The 16814-nt window shown below is 64.0% G+C and carries 19 protein-coding genes and 1 tRNA gene; 14 read left to right on the forward strand and 6 right to left on the reverse strand.

Going from position 1 to position 16814, the window contains the following annotated elements; translation table 11 throughout:
* The first annotated feature begins 207 nt into the window (after positions 1 to 207).
* Positions 208 to 2181, forward strand: a complete 1974-nt coding sequence (locus PSELUDRAFT_RS09380) for a monovalent cation:proton antiporter family protein (RefSeq protein WP_088966596.1) — start codon at positions 208 to 210, stop codon at positions 2179 to 2181.
* 112 nt (positions 2182 to 2293) lie between these two features.
* On the opposite strand, the gene PSELUDRAFT_RS09385 is transcribed toward PSELUDRAFT_RS09380, so the two are convergent.
* Together PSELUDRAFT_RS09385 and PSELUDRAFT_RS09390 are read right to left on the reverse strand one after the other, a co-directional pair.
* Positions 2294 to 4474, reverse strand: a complete 2181-nt coding sequence (locus PSELUDRAFT_RS09385) for an AsmA family protein (protein WP_088966597.1) — start codon at positions 4472 to 4474, stop codon at positions 2294 to 2296.
* A gap of 135 nt (positions 4475 to 4609) precedes the next feature.
* Positions 4610 to 4683: transfer RNA gene (locus PSELUDRAFT_RS09390), tRNA-Gly, on the reverse strand.
* Positions 4684 to 4928: 245 nt separating this feature from the next.
* Between PSELUDRAFT_RS09390 and PSELUDRAFT_RS09395 the strand changes: the two genes are divergently transcribed.
* The 8 genes from PSELUDRAFT_RS09395 to PSELUDRAFT_RS09430 all read left to right on the forward strand — a co-directional run bounded on the left by PSELUDRAFT_RS09395 (position 4929) and on the right by PSELUDRAFT_RS09430 (position 10789).
* Positions 4929 to 5924, forward strand: a complete 996-nt coding sequence (locus PSELUDRAFT_RS09395; RefSeq protein WP_088966598.1) for an asparaginase — start codon at positions 4929 to 4931, stop codon at positions 5922 to 5924.
* Between the two features lie 273 nt (positions 5925 to 6197).
* Positions 6198 to 6755, forward strand: a complete 558-nt coding sequence (locus PSELUDRAFT_RS09400; RefSeq protein ID WP_088966599.1) for an AAA family ATPase — start codon at positions 6198 to 6200, stop codon at positions 6753 to 6755.
* A 238-nt stretch (positions 6756 to 6993) separates the two neighbouring features.
* Complete coding sequence (locus tag PSELUDRAFT_RS09405) at positions 6994 to 7209, forward strand: RNA-binding S4 domain-containing protein (RefSeq protein ID WP_088966600.1); 216 nt, start codon at positions 6994 to 6996, stop codon at positions 7207 to 7209.
* The gene (locus PSELUDRAFT_RS09410; RefSeq protein ID WP_231895349.1) at positions 7206 to 7409 is read left to right on the forward strand and encodes an oxidoreductase-like domain-containing protein; all 204 of its coding nucleotides are present in this window, start codon (positions 7206 to 7208) and stop codon (positions 7407 to 7409) included. Before PSELUDRAFT_RS09405 ends, PSELUDRAFT_RS09410 begins: the two co-directional genes overlap by 4 nt.
* 1 nt (position 7410) lies before the next feature.
* Positions 7411 to 8289, forward strand: a complete 879-nt coding sequence (locus PSELUDRAFT_RS09415) for a 3',5'-nucleoside bisphosphate phosphatase (protein ID WP_088966601.1) — start codon at positions 7411 to 7413, stop codon at positions 8287 to 8289.
* A 3-nt stretch (positions 8290 to 8292) separates the two neighbouring features.
* On the forward strand, positions 8293 to 8913 hold the full coding sequence (locus PSELUDRAFT_RS09420) for an L-threonylcarbamoyladenylate synthase (protein ID WP_088966602.1): 621 nt from the start codon (positions 8293 to 8295) through the stop codon (positions 8911 to 8913).
* Positions 8914 to 8926: 13 nt separating this feature from the next.
* Positions 8927 to 9565 (forward strand): site-2 protease family protein, encoded by a 639-nt coding sequence (locus tag PSELUDRAFT_RS09425; protein WP_088966603.1) that lies wholly within the window; start codon positions 8927 to 8929, stop codon positions 9563 to 9565.
* Positions 9566 to 9592: 27 nt separating this feature from the next.
* Positions 9593 to 10789 carry a tryptophan--tRNA ligase gene (locus tag PSELUDRAFT_RS09430; RefSeq protein ID WP_088966604.1) on the forward strand — a complete coding sequence of 399 codons (1197 nt, stop codon included), beginning with the start codon at positions 9593 to 9595 and terminating at the stop codon, positions 10787 to 10789.
* Positions 10790 to 10849: 60 nt separating this feature from the next.
* Here the strand turns inward: PSELUDRAFT_RS09430 and PSELUDRAFT_RS09435 are convergent, their stop codons facing one another.
* Genes PSELUDRAFT_RS09435 through PSELUDRAFT_RS09445 form a run of 3 tightly spaced genes read right to left on the reverse strand, consistent with a single transcriptional unit; the run spans position 10850 to position 12190 of the window.
* Entirely contained in the window at positions 10850 to 11104 is a 255-nt protein-coding gene (locus PSELUDRAFT_RS09435; RefSeq protein ID WP_088966605.1) for a hypothetical protein, read from the reverse strand.
* On the reverse strand, positions 11101 to 11640 hold the full coding sequence (locus tag PSELUDRAFT_RS09440) for a DUF4105 domain-containing protein (protein WP_088966606.1): 540 nt from the start codon (positions 11638 to 11640) through the stop codon (positions 11101 to 11103). Before PSELUDRAFT_RS09440 ends, PSELUDRAFT_RS09435 begins: the two co-directional genes overlap by 4 nt.
* A 1-nt stretch (position 11641) precedes the next feature.
* Positions 11642 to 12190: a PAAR domain-containing protein gene (locus PSELUDRAFT_RS09445; RefSeq protein WP_369800101.1), complete on the reverse strand. Its 549-nt coding sequence runs from the start codon at positions 12188 to 12190 to the stop codon at positions 11642 to 11644.
* Between the two features lie 161 nt (positions 12191 to 12351).
* Here PSELUDRAFT_RS09445 and PSELUDRAFT_RS09450 point away from each other — a divergent pair, with 161 nt between their 5' ends.
* From PSELUDRAFT_RS09450 to greB, 5 genes are all read left to right on the forward strand, one after another.
* Positions 12352 to 13173, forward strand: coding sequence for a ScpA family protein (locus tag PSELUDRAFT_RS09450; RefSeq protein ID WP_088966607.1), 822 nt, complete (start codon positions 12352 to 12354; stop codon positions 13171 to 13173).
* Positions 13174 to 13175: 2 nt separating this feature from the next.
* The gene (locus PSELUDRAFT_RS09455) at positions 13176 to 13499 is read left to right on the forward strand and encodes a YnfA family protein (RefSeq protein ID WP_197693953.1); all 324 of its coding nucleotides are present in this window, start codon (positions 13176 to 13178) and stop codon (positions 13497 to 13499) included.
* A gap of 213 nt (positions 13500 to 13712) precedes the next feature.
* A complete protein-coding gene (gene scpB / locus PSELUDRAFT_RS09460; RefSeq protein WP_088966609.1) occupies positions 13713 to 14324 on the forward strand; it encodes an SMC-Scp complex subunit ScpB in 612 nt (203 codons plus the stop codon).
* A gap of 48 nt (positions 14325 to 14372) precedes the next feature.
* Positions 14373 to 15629 carry a pseudouridine synthase gene (locus PSELUDRAFT_RS09465; RefSeq protein ID WP_088966610.1) on the forward strand — a complete coding sequence of 419 codons (1257 nt, stop codon included), beginning with the start codon at positions 14373 to 14375 and terminating at the stop codon, positions 15627 to 15629.
* Between the two features lie 89 nt (positions 15630 to 15718).
* Positions 15719 to 16276, forward strand: a complete 558-nt coding sequence (greB, locus tag PSELUDRAFT_RS09470) for a transcription elongation factor GreB (protein ID WP_088966611.1) — start codon at positions 15719 to 15721, stop codon at positions 16274 to 16276.
* Between the two features lie 60 nt (positions 16277 to 16336).
* Here the strand turns inward: greB and PSELUDRAFT_RS09475 are convergent, their stop codons facing one another.
* Positions 16337 to 16780 carry a MarR family winged helix-turn-helix transcriptional regulator gene (locus tag PSELUDRAFT_RS09475; protein ID WP_088966612.1) on the reverse strand — a complete coding sequence of 148 codons (444 nt, stop codon included), beginning with the start codon at positions 16778 to 16780 and terminating at the stop codon, positions 16337 to 16339.
* Positions 16781 to 16814 lie beyond the last annotated feature (34 nt).

Consider the following 16814-nt stretch of genomic DNA (forward strand, 5'->3'; position numbering starts at 1 on the left):
CCTGTCCCGCAGGTGCAATTTTTGCTTGGGCGTCAACGGGCGCCTCGACAGCCTCGGTTTCCAAGCGAGACAAGGCGCGAATGAAAAATCCCGACGCAGCATATGTTTGATATGTAAGGAGGGATTTTTCGTGAGTAACGCCGTATCGCAACGAAAACGGGGGTGCACGAGGTGACCGCCGGTTGGCGCCAGGAGTTTCCCGACATAATGCACTCTTCCTTGTTTCCCGTAGTAATGGTGTTGCTGGTGGCCGTACTGGCCGTCACCGGCTGTCGCCGGCTGCATGTGCCGCCGATGCTGGGCTACCTGGTAGTGGGTTTTCTGGCCGGCCCCGGTGTGATGCACCTGGTGCCGGAGGGTCCGGAAACCGAGTTTCTGGGCGAAATCGGCATCGTGTTCATGATGTTCTCCATCGGCCTGGAGTTTTCGCTGGCCAAGCTCAAGGCCATGCGCCATCTGGTGTTCGGCCTGGGGCTGGCGCAGGTGCTGCTGACCATGCTGCTGGTGGGTAGCGGCATCGCGCTGCTGTCCGGCAGCGTGCTGTCCGGCTTTGCCATTGCCGCGGCGTTGACCATGTCGTCCACCGCGATTGTCAGCAAGCTGCTGTCCGAACGCCTTGAGCTGCCGCAACCGCATGGCCAGCTGGCCATGGGCGTGCTGCTGTTCCAGGACATCGCCGTGGTGCCGCTGCTGATCCTGCTGCCGGCGTTTGCGGCCAACTCCAGCAGCCTGTGGCAGGACCTGGGCCTGGCGCTGGTGAAGGTGGTGCTGGTGCTGAGTCTGCTGCTGGTGTTCGGCCAGAAGCTGATGCGGCGCTGGTTCCACCTGGTGGCGCGGCAGCGTTCCGGCGAACTGTTCATGATCAACGTGCTGCTGGTTACCCTGGGGGTGGCGCTGATCACCCAGCTGGCCGGCTTGTCGCTGGCGCTGGGGGCGTTTGTGGCCGGCATGCTGATTTCGGAAACCGAATACCGCTTCCAGGTGGAAGAGGACATCAAGCCGTTCCGCGACATCCTGCTGGGCTTTTTCTTCGTTACCGTCGGCATGCGGCTGGACGTGAGCGTGCTGTTCTCCGAATCCGGCAGCATCCTGCTGGTGCTGTTCCTGCTGCTGCCGCTGAAGCTGGCGGTGGTATGGGCGCTGGCGCGGCTGTTCGGCCAGCGCAGCAAGGACGCGCTGAAGGCAGCCCTGGCGCTGGCGCAGGGCGGCGAGTTCGGCTTCGTGCTGCTGTCGCTGGCCGGCAACCTGCACCTGTTCGGGCCGGCGCTGGAGCAGGCGGCCATTGCCGGCATCCTGATCTCCATGTTGGCCGCACCGTTCCTGATCCAGAACGCGGAGCGCATCGCCAAGCGCCTGGTCAAGCAGGACTGGACCATGCAGTCGCTGGATCTGCACCAGATCCTGGTGCAGAGCATGCTGAAGAACGAACACGTGATCGTGTGTGGCTACGGCCGTAGCGGCCAGTACCTGGCGCGCCTGCTGCAAAGCGAGGACATCCCGTTCTTTGCGCTGGATCTGGACCCGGAGCGGGTGCGCGAAGCGGGCGAGGCCGGCGACGCGGTGGTGTTCGGCGATGCCGGCAAGCGCGAGGTGCTGATGGCGGCCGGGGTGATGCGCGCCAAGGCGGTGGTGATCACCTTTGCCGACACCCACGCCTCGGAGCGCATCATCGACGTGGTGCGCCAGCTGCGCCGTGACCTGCCGGTGATCGTGCGCACCATCGACGATACCGATATGGCGCAGCTGCGCGCCGCCGGTGCCGACGAAGTGGTGTCCGAGGTGATGGAAGGCAGCCTGATGCTGGCGTCGCATGCGCTGATGGTGCTGGGTGTGCCGCTCAACCGCGTGCTGCGCCGCATCCGCACCGTGCGCGAGCAGCGCTACGACCTGTTCAAGGGCTTCTTCCGCGGCGCTTCCGACGAGGTGGACGGCATCGACGATGAGCAGCTGGAACGCCTGCTGAGCGTGCAGCTGCTGCCGGGCGCCAGCGCCATCGGCATGCACGTGGGCAGCCTGCCGCTGCCGACGCTGGGGGTGCAGATCAAGGCGGTTCGCCGTGGCAGTACGCGCTACACCGAGCTGGGGCGCGATTTCGAGCTGGCCGAGGATGATGTGCTGGTGCTGCTGGGCAAGCCGGCCCCGCTGACCCAGGCGGAAAGCCTGCTGCTGCAGGGGGAATAGCCGGCGCGCGGATATAGGCACAAGGTGGGCCGCAGCTTGCGGCCAACCTACGCTACGGCAAACAAAAAGCCCTTGCGCACTGCGCAAGGGCTTTGTCGTTCATGGCCTGCGTTTACTTCTGGTGAAAGCGGTCGCCCGGTAACGGCAGGATGCCATTGATCTGGTTCTTCAGCTCCTGTTTCAGCGCCTGCTGTTTTTCGCCCTGGGTCTTCTTGCCCTTGACGATGGAGTTGAAGTCCAGCGCGTACACCGGCTGGTTGATCGGGCCAGTGATCTTCAGCGGAATGTTCACCCCGCCCAGCCGGGTAAAGGCCTTGGGGTTGGCGCGCACGTTCAGCGTGTAATCGACGATGTTCTGCGGCAGGTCGATCTTTCCGCCGCCGTTGACATCCACCAGCGAGGAGGCCAGCTTCAGGTCCTGGCTGCGGGCAACGCCGTTTTGCAGCTCGAATGCCGCCGACAGCGCCGAGAAGGTGGTTTTCTGGTCCGCGCGCGCGGTCATGTTCCAGTCCTTCAGCTCCGTTGGCAGGTTGCGCAGCGCCGAGGCGAGGTCGATGCCGGTGAGCGCGCCTTTTTCCAGCCGCACCGCCACCTTGCCATTGAGGTTGTTGCGCAGCGCCGCCAGCGAATTGCCGTGCGCATCCAGCTGCACCCAGCCGTTGCCGGCGCCTTCCACGCGGCTGAAGTCGAACAGGTCCTGCATCAGCGGGCGGATCTGCATGCCCAGCAGCTGTTGCGATACCTGCAGCCGCGGCTCCTTGTCGCGCAGCAGGTGCAGCGAGCCTTTCAGCGAGCCGTCGTAGATGTCGGCGCTGAGGTTGTCCAGCGCCAGGGTTTCCGGGCGCACGCTGACATCGGCGCCGATATTGCGGATGCGGAAGCGGCCCATGGACAGCTCGCCGATATTGAGCTTGCCGTTCAGGTCGAAGAAGTCCATCCAGTCCAGGTGGAACGGGGTGCCGTTCTTGAACAGCGCCACGGTCTCCGCGCCCTGGTTTTCCGGCAAGTAGCGGTTGAGGTCCAGCTTGCCCACCGACAGGGTGACCTCATGCCGCGGCGAAACGAAGCCGTACTGGGTGGCGGTGGCGGCCAGCGCGGCGCCATCCAGCTGGCCACTCACGCGCAGGTTGAGGCGGCTTTCGTTCAGGTCGCCATCCAGCTCGCCGCCGAGCGATGCCTGTAGTTGGCCGCGCGGCAGCGCCGGGGTCTTCAGCTGGGTGCTCAGTGTCAGCGGCTGCAGGCGCAGCAGGTTGTAGTTGGCCAGGCTCAGCGGCGCGTGCAGCGTCATATTCAGCGAATGCGCACCCACCTGCCAGGAGAGCTGGCTCTGCAGCTGGCTGGCGGCGGCGCCGTCGTGGTTCAGGCGCACATCGGCCAGCTGGCTGTTGAAGCGGTACTGGGTGCGGGCGTAGTCGATGCTGCCGTTGATGCTGGCTGCCGGGGTGGTGAGCTCGGACAGGCTGGCGTTCACTGCCGGCAGCAGCGCCTCGGCATGGCCCTTGGGCTGCGAGGTGTCCAGTGTCAGCTTGAGGTTTTCGCCGCTGGCCAGCAGGTTGCCGAAATTGAGCTTGAGCTTGCCTTCGGCCTTCAGTCGCACTTCGCCCAGCTTGTCGGTGCTGCTGATTGCCAGTGCCGACAGCTGGTCGATGCTGATCTGGTCGTCCTGGCGGGTGAACGGCGCCTGCATCGCCAGGCTGATGACGCGGTTGCCGCTGGCCAGCCGGCCGCCGAACGACAGGTTGGCCTCGCTGTGCAGGCCGGTGACATCCAGGCTGCCTTCTTCCAGCTTGCTGTTGATGCCGTTGACGCGGTCGGACAGCAGGATGGTGGTGCCGCGCAGCGCCATGGTGTCGAGGTCCAGCTTGAAGCGGCTGGGTTTGCGCCGGCGCAGCAGGTCGGCAAAGTTCAGCGAGCCATCGGTTTCGCGCAGCAGGTGGAAGGTGCTGTCATGCAGCTCCAGGTGGGTGATCTGCAGATCGCCGAACAGCAGCGGCATCCATGCCAGGCGGGCCTGGATCTTGCCGATGCGGGCAAATTCGTTCTTGCTGCCGGGGTCGCTGATGCTGACATCGCCCAGCGACAGGCCGGGCGAGGGGAAGACCATCGGCAGGACCGAGCCGTTGATGGTGACGGTGCGCTGGGTGTCGTCCAGCGAGCGTTGCAGGTTCACGCGCACGCTCTGGCTGTCGAAGCGCAGGAAGAACAGGGTCAGTGCCATTGCCAGCACGGTGGCGAACAGCAGTACGGTGTACACCGATACTTTCAGCCACAGGCGGCCGGAATTCCATTTCATTGTGCAGTACCCATCCCGGTAGTCGTCAGTTTGGCGTCTTGCCCAGGCGCGGCATGGCGGCCAGTGACTTCAGCGGAACGACAGCATGGCGGCGGATGACGGCGGAGGCAGGGCAGGCTTCGGTATAAGGCGGGGTGGAGCGGGTGAAGGGAATCGAACCCTCGTCGTAAGCTTGGGAAGCTTCTGCTCTACCATTGAGCTACACCCGCATCAGGCGAAGCGCGAGTATACGCATGCAGCCCGGGCTGCGCAACGTGGCTGCCTGGCAGGGAGGCTGGCTGGACGCTTGGTGGGGCGCCTGGCGCATGGTATGGTTGGCCGATTGTATTTCATATGCAATCAAGGCTTTCCAGGGCCGGAAACGTTCCAATCCAGGGCCACGATCACCACGAAACCGCATCGCCGCTTGCCGGTACCGTTTCGTGGCTACCGTGCCCAAAGCAAGGAGATATGCATGAGCAAACTGCTCATCCTGTATACCGGTGGCACCATCGGCATGGACTACACCCCGCAGGGGCTGGCGCCGGTATCCGGCTACCTGCCGCGCCAGCTGGAGCGCCTGGCGCGCGACGGCGTGAGCTGGGACGTGGTGGAGTACCCGCAGCTGATCGACTCTTCCGCCATCACCATCGGCCACTGGCACCAGCTGGTGGCCGATATTGCCGCTGCTTATCAGCAGTACGACGGCTTCGTGGTGATCCACGGCACCGACACCATGGCCTACACCGCCAGCGTGCTGGCCTTTGCGCTGCAGAACCTGCAAAAGCCAGTGATCGTCACCGGCTCGCAGTTGCCGCTGGTGCACCCGCGCAGCGATGGCTGGAGCAATGTCGGCGTGGCCATCGAGGCTGCCTGCCAGCCGGATCTGCATGAAGTGGCCATCGCCTTCGATAATGTGCTGCTGCGCGGTTGCCGCGCACGCAAGGTGGATGCCACCAGCTTTGCCGGCTTCGATAGCCCCAACGCCGCGCCGCTGGCGCGCTTCGGCATCGAGGCGCACTGGTATCGCAGCCAGTGGCGTCGCGGCAGCGGCGAATTCCACGCCGTGCTGCCACGGGAACAGGACATCCGCAGCGGCTTCCTGCTGCCTGGCGGCATGGCGGCGGCGTTCGGCCGCTGGTTGGCCGCAGAGGTGCCGCATGGTGCGCTGCTGTTCTCCTACGGCAACGGCAACACCCCGGAAGAGCCGGCGCTGCTGGATGGCATTCGCGCAGCCAGCGCCGCCGGCTGCGTGGTGGTGAACCTGACGCAATGCCCGCGTGGCGCGGTGGAAGTGGGCGCCTATGCCGCCAGCCAGCCGCTGGCGCAGGCCGGTGCGGTAAGCGGCGGCGACATGACGCCGGAAGCAGCGCAGGCCAAGCTGCTGCTGCTGCTGTCGCAGGGTTTGTCCACAGCTGGGATTCGCGCCGCATTCGAGCGCGATCTGGTGGGTGAAATCACCCTGGTTTGATTAAAAAATAAGCAGGCGCGGGTTTGTCCTGCGGCATCAGGTACTTGCCGCGTTTATCCACAAGCGGCTCACAGCACTATGCAAAAAGCTGCGGGATAATCCAATGGCTGCTGCTCAAAAAATAATCAGCAGCGATTGCCGCCTGCTGGCTCAATGACTTAGCCTGCTTTTCCACAACGCGCCCACATCCTTGCTCCCACAGGATGTGGGCGTTTTGCATTCTGTTGTGGACAAGCGCCGTGGTGGGGGTTCGGCACGCTATAATGGCGGGCTATGTCAGAGTCTGTTCAATGTCTGCGCATTGCCATTGTCGGCCCGGAGTCCTGCGGCAAGACCACGCTGGCCGCCGACCTGGCCGCTGCCTTGCAGCAGCATGGCGTGGCGGCGGCGCTGGTGGCGGAATACGCCCGCGATTACTACGCCAGCCGTGAATACCGCCCGACGCCGGCCGACGTGCTGGCGATCGCCCGTGGCCAGCTGGCGGCGGAGGACGCGCTGGCGGCTACCGCACCGCTGTTGCTGTGCGACAGCACGGCGCTGACCTGCCGCATCTGGGCCGAGGTGGCGTTCGGTGAGGCCGAGGAGGCGCTGCTGCAGCTGAACCGGCCGCAGGATTACGCGCTGACGCTGCTGGCGGCGCCGGATATTCCGTGGCAGTACGACCCGCTGCGCAGCCACCCGGCGCAGCGCGAGTGGCTGTTCGGGCTGTATCACGCCGCGCTGGAGGCCGCCGCTGTGGATTACCACGTGGTAGGCGGCAACCGGCAGCAGCGGGTGGCGGCGGTGTGGCCGTTGCTGCGGGTTTTACTGCCGCAATTGCCTGTTTTTTGAGCAACTGGCGGATTGTTACGCTGTCTCAATGACTTGGACAACTTGTCCACAGACGGCTCACAAGGCTGTCCAGCCCGGATGTGGAAAGCCCGTAGCGCCTGCCTGTTTTTTAGGCAGTCGAAAAAAATATCGATGAATCAGCAGCTTGTGTGTCTTGTCCACAAGCGGCTCACAAGGCTGTCAAAAGACGTTGTGAAAAACGTTGGCCGCAGCCGGCAAACAGGTGTGAACAACCGTGATGAAAGAAAGCTACACCCTGCAGGGTGACTACATTCCGCTGTGCGATCTGCTGAAAACCTGCGGCGTCTGCGATACCGGCGGCCAGGCCAAGCACTTCATTGCCGAGGGCAATGTGCTGGTGGACGGCCAGGTGGAACTGCGCAAGACCAACAAGATCCGCGCCGGCCAGCGGGTAAGCGGCGACGGTTTCGAAATCAGCGTGGTAGCGGCGTGAGCGAACCGCTGCCCGTCGGCGACGACGACTTCGACCCGATGCCGGAAGCGCCGGAAGTGCCCAGCGACGATATGTGCTGCGGCAGTGGCTGCGACCCCTGCATCTGGGACATCTACAACGCGGCGGTACAGGACTACCGCCGCAAGCTGGCCGACTGGCAGGCGCGCGAGGCCGTGCGTCATACAAGACAGGAAGGCTGACATGGCCACCGTAGATCTGCATTTTCACTCCACCGCTTCCGACGGCGGCCTGCCGCCGGCCGAGGTGATCCGCCGCGCCGCCGAGCGCGGCGCCACGCTGCTGGCGCTGACCGACCACGACTGCACCGCCGGCTTTGCCGAGGCGGCTGCCACTGCTTCCGCCTGCGGCGTGCCGTTCCTGGCCGGGGTGGAGGTATCGGTGACCTGGGAAGAGCGCCATACCGTGCACATCGTCGGCCTGGGCGTGGATCCGGCCAACCCGGAGCTGGTGGCCGGGCTGCAGAGCATCCGCGAAGGCCGCATCGAGCGCGCGCGGCTGATGGCGGCGGCGCTGGAAAAGGTGGGTATCGAGGGCGCCTTCGACGGCGCCATGCAGTTTGCGGCCAACCCGGAGATGATCAGCCGTACCCACTTTGCCCGCTTCCTGGTGCAAAGCGGGGTAGTGAAGGACGTGAAAGGCGTGTTCCGCAAATACCTGGCGCAGGGCAAGCCCGGTTACGTGAAACACCGCTGGGCCGACCTGCACGACGCGGTGGCGTGGATACGGGGCGCCGGCGGCATGGCGGTGATTGCCCACCCCGGCCGCTACGATATGGGCCGCACGCTGATCGAACGGCTGGTGACCGAATTCCGCGATGCCGGCGGCGAGGGCATTGAAGTGTCCAGCGGCAGCCACAGTCTGGACGACATGCTGAAGTTCGCGCTGGTGGCGCAGAAGTTCGGCCTGTACGCCAGCGCCGGCAGCGATTTCCACGCCCCGGGCGAGGGCGGCCGCGACGTCGGCTACACCGAGAACCTGCCGCCGATCTGTCGCCCGATCTGGGAGCAGTTGGCCGCGCGCATTCATCAACCGGCCGCCGCGCCGGCCAGCGGAGCCTGATACATGTCGCAGTTTTTCATGATCCACCCGGAAACGCCGCAGCTGCGGCTGATTCGCGAGGCAGCCAAGATCATCCGCGATGGCGGCGTGGTGGTGTACCCCACCGACTCCTGCTACGCGCTGGGCTGCCACCTGGGCGACAAGAAGGCGATGGAGCGCATGCTGGCCATTCGCCAGATCGACCTCAAGCACCATCTCACCCTGGTGTGCGCCGATCTGTCGTCGCTGGCCACCTATGCCCGGGTGGATAATGCGCAGTTCCGCCAGCTGAAGGCGGCAACCCCCGGCAGCTTCACCTTCATCCTGGAAGCCAGCCGCGAGGTGCCCAAGCGCACCCTGCACCCCAAGCGCGCCACCATCGGCCTGCGGGTGCCGGAGCACGCGGTAACGCTGGCGCTGCTGGAAGAGCTGGGCGAGCCGATTCTGTCCTGCACCTTGCTGCTGCCGGGCGACGAGGAGCCGCTGACCGACCCGTATGAAATCCGCGAGCGGCTGGAACATCTGGTGGATCTGGTGATCGATGGTGGCTGGTGCGGTACCGAGCCCACCACCGTGATCGACATGACCGACGGCGTGGAACTGATCCGCCGCGGCAAGGGCGACCCGGCCATACTCGGGCTGTGAAAGGAAACGGATCTTGGACGAACTCAACATCATTCAGAAAATTTCGGTGTACGCACTGCCGGTGCTGTTCGCCATCACCCTGCACGAAGCGGCGCACGGCTACGTGGCCAAGCTGTGCGGCGACGATACTGCCGAGCGCCTGGGCCGCGTATCGCTGAACCCGATGCGCCACATCGACCCGGTGGGCACCATCCTGCTGCCGCTGTTGAGCCTGGTGCTGGGCGGCTTCATGTTCGGCTGGGCCAAGCCGGTGCCGGTGCGCTTCGGCAACCTGCGCAAACCGCGCAGCGGCATGCGCCTGGTGGCCGCCGCCGGCCCTGCGGCCAACCTGCTGATGGCAGTGGCGTGGGTGCTGCTGCTCAAGCTCGCCATCGTGATGGACAACAGCTACAGCGAGCCGCTGGCACTGATGAGCCAGGCCGGCATCGGCATCAACGTGGTGCTGATGGTGCTCAACCTGATGCCGATCCTGCCGCTGGACGGCGGCCGCATCGTGGAAAGCCTGCTGCCGCCGCGCCAGGCGTACAGCTTTTCCAAACTGGAACCCTACGGCATGTGGATACTGCTGGCGCTGGTGATGACCAATACCCTGTCGCCCATCCTGCGGCCGTTCATGAATCTTGTTTTCAATCTGCTCGGGCGCATGCTCTGAGCCAAACCATCAAGCGGAATCTTCTTCATGTTTGCCAACCGTATCCTTTCCGGCATGCGCCCCACCGGCAGCCTGCACCTTGGCCACTACCACGGCGTGATCAAGAACTGGGTAGAACTGCAGCACAGCCATGAATGCTTCTTCATGGTGGCCGACTGGCATGCGCTGACCACCAATTTCGACGATGTGTCCATCATCGGCAAATCCGTCAACGAAATGGTGATCGACTGGCTGGCCTCCGGTGTGGACCCGGAAAAATCCACCATCTTCGTGCAGTCCAAGGTGGCGCAGCACGCCGAACTGCACCTGGCGCTGTCCATGGTTACCCCGCTGGGCTGGCTGGAGCGCGTGCCCACCTACAAGGATCAGCTGGAAAAACTCAGCCACAAGGACCTCACCACCTACGGCTTCCTCGGCTACCCGCTGCTGCAGGCCGCCGACATCCTGATCTACAAGGCCGGCCTGGTGCCGGTGGGCGAAGACCAGGTGCCGCACATCGAGCTGACCCGCGAAGTGGCACGCCGCTTCAACCACATGTTCGGCCGCGAGCCGAATTTCGAGGAGCTGGCGAAAGCCGCGGTGAAGAAGATCGGCAAGGCCGGCAAGCAGTTCGAACAGCTGCGCACCGCCTACCTGCAGGATGGCCACGCCGAGGCACTGGCGCAGGCGCACGAGATTCTGGCTGCTAGCCAGAACCTGGGCGCCGCCGACCGCGAGCGGCTGATGGGCTGGCTGGAGAACAAGGGCAAGACCATCCTGCCGGAGTGCGAGGCCAAGCTCACCGCCGCTTCCAAGATGCCGGGCCTGGACGGTCAGAAGATGTCCAAGTCCTACAACAACACCATCACCATGCGCGAAGCGCCGGAGGCGGTGTCCAAGAAGATTCGCGGCATGCCCACCGACCCGGCGCGCGTGCGCCGCACCGACGCCGGCAACCCGGCCAAGTGCCCGGTATGGCAGCTGCACGAGGTGTACAGCAGCGGCGAGACCAAGGAATGGGTGAAGGCCGGCTGTACCAGCGCCGGTATCGGTTGCCTGGACTGCAAGCAGCCGGTGATCGACGCAGTGGTGCGCGAACAGCAGCCGATGTTCGAACGTGCCGAGAAATACCTGACCAACCCCAAGCTGGTGCTGGACATCCTGGCCGACGGCAACGCCCGCGCCGAGAAAGTGGCCCGCGCCACCATGAACGATGTGCGCGAGGCGATGGGGCTGGGTTACTAAGCGATCTGCTAGCTGTCGTGCATGAAAGGGTTGTGGCCAGGGTTGGCCGCAACCCTTTTGCTATTTCTGAAAGGCGTCGTCCACAACCCAGCCTTCTTTGTTGCTGCACCTGACTTTGGTGTACGCATAGACCTTCTGTACCGACTCATCCAGCGGCGTGCATGCCTCTCCCTGCTTGATGGTGAAAACCGGGTTTCTCAAGTCATCATTTGCCTGTTCGAATGCCGGCATATCCTTCGTTGCTGTCCATGTTTCTCCGTGAAATTTTGAGCAGGCAATGAGAGGGAGCACGGCAAGGGCGGCGAGTTTTTTCATGGCTTTGGGTAGGTTTTCCTGAGTTTCAGCCTGGGGGAGTGCGCCAGGCCTGTCATGAGGTCGGCGGGTGATATGGCGCCGAAGTTCCACCGCGGGTCATGAACCGGAATGCCAGCCAGATCGAATATCTCTGCAATATTGGATGAGCAACTATTGCTACTGAGCGAGTAGGGCTCATTGCGCATTGCACGGTGTTTTATTTCTTTCAGAATGATGGCCTTTTCCTGCGGCGATACCCGCAGTACGTAGCCCCAGGTATCTCTTCGCATTTTTTCACGTTGTCGGCGCAGATAGACATCGCGGCTGCTTATGTCCCAAGCCGGATGGGCTCGCCCATACACTGTTCCATCAATCGCTATGGCGGTGTGGCCGAATTGAGAGCCCCAGTACGCCAGACGTGAATCACTGACGAGAATCTCCACCTCTTCGAACTTGACCGGCACAGGTTTGGCAGCCTGATCAGTCTGCAAGGTGGTTTTTCTGCTGGCGACCAGGCGCAATGTCTTGCTATTCGGGCTGGTGAGGGTCTGTACCATGCTAGCCCTCTACATACAGACTGATTTTTTCGGTCATGGTCGTGGCGCTCAACAAGTGCGTGCAGCCGTCGGCATCGGTGCGCCCGTGTTCGATTTCCCCCGATTCGCGCTCGATAGCATACGCAAGATCCACCAGCGGCTGACCGGACTCCGCATCCACCAGTTTGAAGCGCTCGTCGAATTGTGGACTTCCGGTAGCGGCGGGTATTAAGGCACGTGCGGCAGGGAGGGTTGGCCGCAAGGTCATGGCGTTTTCCAGCTGCTGGCAGCGGCGATCCTGATTGGCGAGCAGCCTGGGCAGGGGCACACAGGCACAGGCGCACAGGTCACCTTCCAGTGCGACATGCCTGCCGTTGAGTGTTTCCATGTGGCGAGGCCCGGTGCAGATGATGCTGCCCGGCCCCTGGCAGGCGGGGCAGGCGATCTTGTCTCCTTCCAGGGCCATATTCCTGCCATCGATTGTCATCATGTGGGAGGCGGATACCACACGACCGCCAACGCTGGTGAGCGCTCCCAGAGTGATATGGTATCGGCGCATGCTGTCCCCCATCGAAAGCAGCTTGGGGCTGACTGCGGCGGGATGGTTCGTTCGGCTAACCGTTGTTTGGACTTGTGTGCCCAGTCCATGGCGCGGTAAACAGTGGATCGGGCAGCGGTGCTATCTCGTACAATTGGCGCTTCTTCTGCGGCCAACCTTTTCTCAGAAACACCATGACCGATCCCGACTTCCAGCTCACTCCGCCCGAACTGCCTGCCGGCGTGCCGATTGCGCACGTATTCGGCCAGCCGGTGCTGGAAGTGCCGCAGGATCTGTTCATTCCGCCGGATGCGCTGCAGGTGATCCTGGAGAGCTTCGAAGGCCCGCTGGACCTGCTGCTGTACCTGATCCGCAAGCAAAACCTGGACGTGCTCAACATCCCGATGGCCGAGGTCACCGCGCAGTACATGGGCTATATCGACGCCATGCGCAGCGGGCGGCTGGAGCTGGCGGCGGAATACCTGCTGATGGCGGCGCTGCTGATCGAGATCAAATCGCGGCTGCTGCTGCCGCGCCCGCCGCTGGAAGACGGCGCGGAAGACCCGGACGACCCGCGCGCCGAGCTGGTGCGCCGGCTGCTGGAGTACGAGCAGATGAAGCTGGCGGCGCTGGAGCTGGACAAGCTGCCGCAGGCCGACCGCGATTTCGCCTGGCTGGCGGTGCTGGTGGAGCAGTCGGCGGAGCAGCGGCTGCCGGAAGTCAGCCCGCTGGACCTGCGCCAGGCCTGGCTGGCCATCCTGTCGCGCGCCAGGCACAACCGCCACCACAAGGTGGAAAAGGACGAGCTGTCGGTGCGCGAGCAGATGAGCTGGATCGTGCGCTATCTCGATGGCCGCGATTACGTGGCGTTCGAGGAGCTGTTCGACATCCACAAGGGCGTGGCGCACCTGGTGGTGAACTTCATCGCCGTGCTGGAGCTGGTGAAGGAGGGCATGATCCGCGTCAGCCAGGACGAGCCCTACCAGCCGATCTACGTGCGGCTGGCGCTGGTGTGAACATGCTGCGTACCTTGCTGCTGTTCGCCATTACCGCCTGCGCCGAAATCCTTGGCTGCTACCTGCCGTGGCTGTGGCTGAAGCGGGGTGGAACGCCCTGGCTGCTGCTGCCGGCGGCAGCGAGCCTGGCACTGTTCGCCTGGCTGCTCACCCTGCATCCGGATGCATCCGGCCGCATCTACGCCGCCTACGGCGGGGTGTATGTCAGCGTGGCGCTGCTGTGGCTGTGGTGGGTGGATGGCGTGCGGCCAACCTTGTGGGATGTTGGCGGCGTGGCGCTGTGTCTGGCCGGCATGCTGGTGATCATGTTTGCTCCTCGCACTTGATCTGTGCGCCTCGCAAAGCGCCCGCTTTCGTCGCGATACTGCGTTGCTCATGAAAAATGCCTCCTTACATATCACGCATATGCGGCGTCGGCATTTTTCATTCACGCCTTGTCTCGCTTAGAAACCGGGGCTTTTCGAGGCGCACAGGCCGGCCGGCAAAAAATCGTGTAAAATCCGCGCCTTCCGTTTTGCTGTGCCCGTACCGGGGCTGTCATGTCCACCATTACCGACCTCGCCTACCTCAAGATCGTGCTGGAAACCGCGCTGCTTACCGCGCAGGAGCCGCTGACCGTGCATCAGCTGAAAAAGCTGTTCACCGAGGACGTGAAGGCGGCGCTGATCAACGACATCCTGGACGAGATACAGCAGGCCTGGAAGGGCAGGGGTATCGAGCTGGTCAAGCTCGCCTCCGGCTGGCGCTTTCGTGCCCGCGCCGAGTTCACCCCCTACCTCAACCGGCTGACCCCGGAAAAACCGCCGCGTTACTCGCGGGCGGTGATGGAAACGCTGGCCATCATTGCCTATAAACAGCCGGTAACGCGCGGCGACATCGAAGCCATACGTGGCGTATCGGTGTCCACCAGTGTGATGCAGACCCTGCTGGAGCGGGGCTGGATCGAAGTGATCGGGCACAAGGACGTGCCCGGCCGTCCCGGTCTGTATGCGACCACGCACAAGTTTCTCGACGATCTGGGCTTTGCCACCCTGCGCGACCTGCCGCCGCTGGCGGAACTGGCCACGCTGGTGATCGCGGAAACGCCTGCGACAAGTGACGACGAAGAGCCCCTCGTGGATGAGGCGCCCCGGGTGGAAGAAGAAGGCTAAGCGCCTTCCGGCATGCGCCACCCCCTACATCAGGAAGCAATAAGCATTATGTCTAAAGGACAACGCAACAATTCGCGCCAGCCGCTGGCGCGTGTCCGTGGCCAGGAATCCGGCCAGTCCCGCAAACCGCAGGCCCCGCGTGGCCCGCGCGCACTCAGCCCGCTGAATGCACCGGCAGCCCCGGCCGCGCCGCGTGCCAAGCCTGCGGCCAACGTTGGCCGCGAGCAGCCGCAGCAACATGCCCCAAAACGCCGCCGTGCCGATGGCGAAACCGCCCCGGCGCAGCTGCAGCACGAACGCCGCTTCGGCAACAAGAATGCCGCCATGCCGGCTGCCGCCAGCGAACAGCCCGGCCGCGAATTCGGTGAAGCCCGACGTGCTCCCGGCGGTGCGCCGGCCACTGCCAAGCCGCACGCCAAGGTACCGCGTGCCAAGAAACTGGCGTTGCGCGCGCCCAACCAGAAAGTGGTGGACCGCTCGCTGCGTCTGCGCGAGACCCGCGTCGAGTACGACGATATCGAACCGGTACGCCTGCAGAAGGCCCTGGCTGCCTCCGGCGTGGGCTCGCGCCGCGAGATGGAAGAATGGATTGAAGCCGGCTTTGTTACCGTCAATGGCAAACGCGCCAGCATCGGCGACAAGGTAGGCCCGCGCGATCGCGTGGTGGTGAAGGGCGACAGCATCAAGCTCAAGTGGGCCGACCGCCTGCCGCGCGTCATCATGTACCACAAGCAGGAAGGCGAAATCGTTACCCGTGACGACCCGGGTGGTCGTGTCACCGTGTTCGACCGCCTGCCGCAGGCCAAATCCAGCCGCTGGGTGGCCATCGGCCGCCTGGACGTGAACACCTCCGGCCTGCTGCTGATCACCACCAGCGGCGAGCTGGCCAACCGCATGATGCACCCGAGCTTCGAGTTCGACCGTGAATACTCGGTGCGCGTGCTGGGCGAGCTGACCCGCGAGCAGATGGCCGAGATGACCAAGGGCGTGGAACTGGAAGACGGCCCGGCGGTGTTCCAGCGCATCAGCGAGAAGGGCGGCGCGGAAGACGGCGCCAACCGCTGGTACAACGTGGTGATCCGCGAAGGCCGCAATCGCGAAGTGCGCCGCATGTTCGAACACTTCGGCCTCACCGTCAGCCGCCTGATCCGCGTGCGCTTCGGCAACATCGGCCTGCCGCCGCGCCTGAAGCGTGGCCAGTACTACGAGCTGAACGAGGCGGAAGTGGCCGCGGTAATGAAATGGGCCGGCTTGTCGGCTACCGGCCAGGAATTGCCGGCTCGCGGCGGCAAGCGCGCCCGCTAAGCGTTACACTACACGCCCCCAGCTACGATAGAAGCTGGGGGCGTTTTGTTTGTAGACCGCGGGCAGACCGTGGTGTGGAAGGAAGCAGCATGAGCAAGGCATTTACCCGCGAATCCGACGACGAGCAGGACGACGACCTGCCCGTCGAGCAGCGCCTGCCAAGCGCCAGCAAGAACTACATCACGCCGGCCGGCTGGCACCGCCTGCGCCAGGAGCTGAATCACCTGGTGAAGGAAGAGCGCCCGCACATGACCCAGGTGGTGAACTGGGCGGCCAGCAATGGCGACCGCTCGGAAAACGGCGACTACCTGTACGGCAAGCGCCGCCTGCGCGAGATCGACCGCCGCATTCGCTTCCTCACCAAGCGGCTGGAAATCGCCGAGGTGGTGGACCCGGAGCTGCGCGAAGCCACCGACCAGGTGTTCTTCTCCGCCACGGTGCTGATCCTGCGTGGCGATGGCAGCGAGCAGCTGCTATCGATTGTCGGCGTGGACGAGATCGACCTTGGCAAGGGGCATATCAGCTGGATTTCGCCGATTGCGCGCACGCTGCTGAAGTCGCGCGAGGGCGATACCGTGTACTTCCGTGGCCCGCAGGGCGAGGAGGAGATTGAGGTGCTGGAGGTGCGCTATCAGCGCATTGAATAGCGTCTTGTAGCCGGACTGCTGTTGCTTACGGCCAACCCATAAGGTTGGCCGCAATGCTTTCTAGGGCGCGATGGCGTGCAGTGCCATGGCCTGGTTCACCGCCAGCCAGCCGCGGGTGGCGTCCTCGCCGGCTTCGGCAAAGGCCTGCATCAGCAGCTTGGCCTGCTCGCGGTGCAGCGCTTCTTCCAGCTTGCGGCCTTCCTCGGTCAGGCGCAGCTCCTTCACCCGCTTGTCGTGCGCGGCGGTGCCGGCGACGATCAGGCCCATTTCCATCAGCTGCCGCAGCGGGATGTTGATGGCCTGTTTGGTCACGTCCAGGTAGCCGAGCAGGTCCTTCACCGACAGCGCCGGATGCAGTGCCACGAAGAACAGGATGCGGTGGTGAACGCGCGCCAGACCACGCTTGGCCAGCATTTCGTCCGGCTTGTCGGTAAAGGCGAGATAGGCGTGAAAGAAGGCTTTCATCGCGTCGCGCAGCAGGGTGTTGGAGAGTGGAGTTTGCATATTGACGTTTGCGTCAATTGACGTTAGATTGGTC

This window comes from Vogesella sp. LIG4 (genome assembly GCF_900090205.1).
Lineage (GTDB): Bacteria > Pseudomonadota > Gammaproteobacteria > Burkholderiales > Chromobacteriaceae > Vogesella.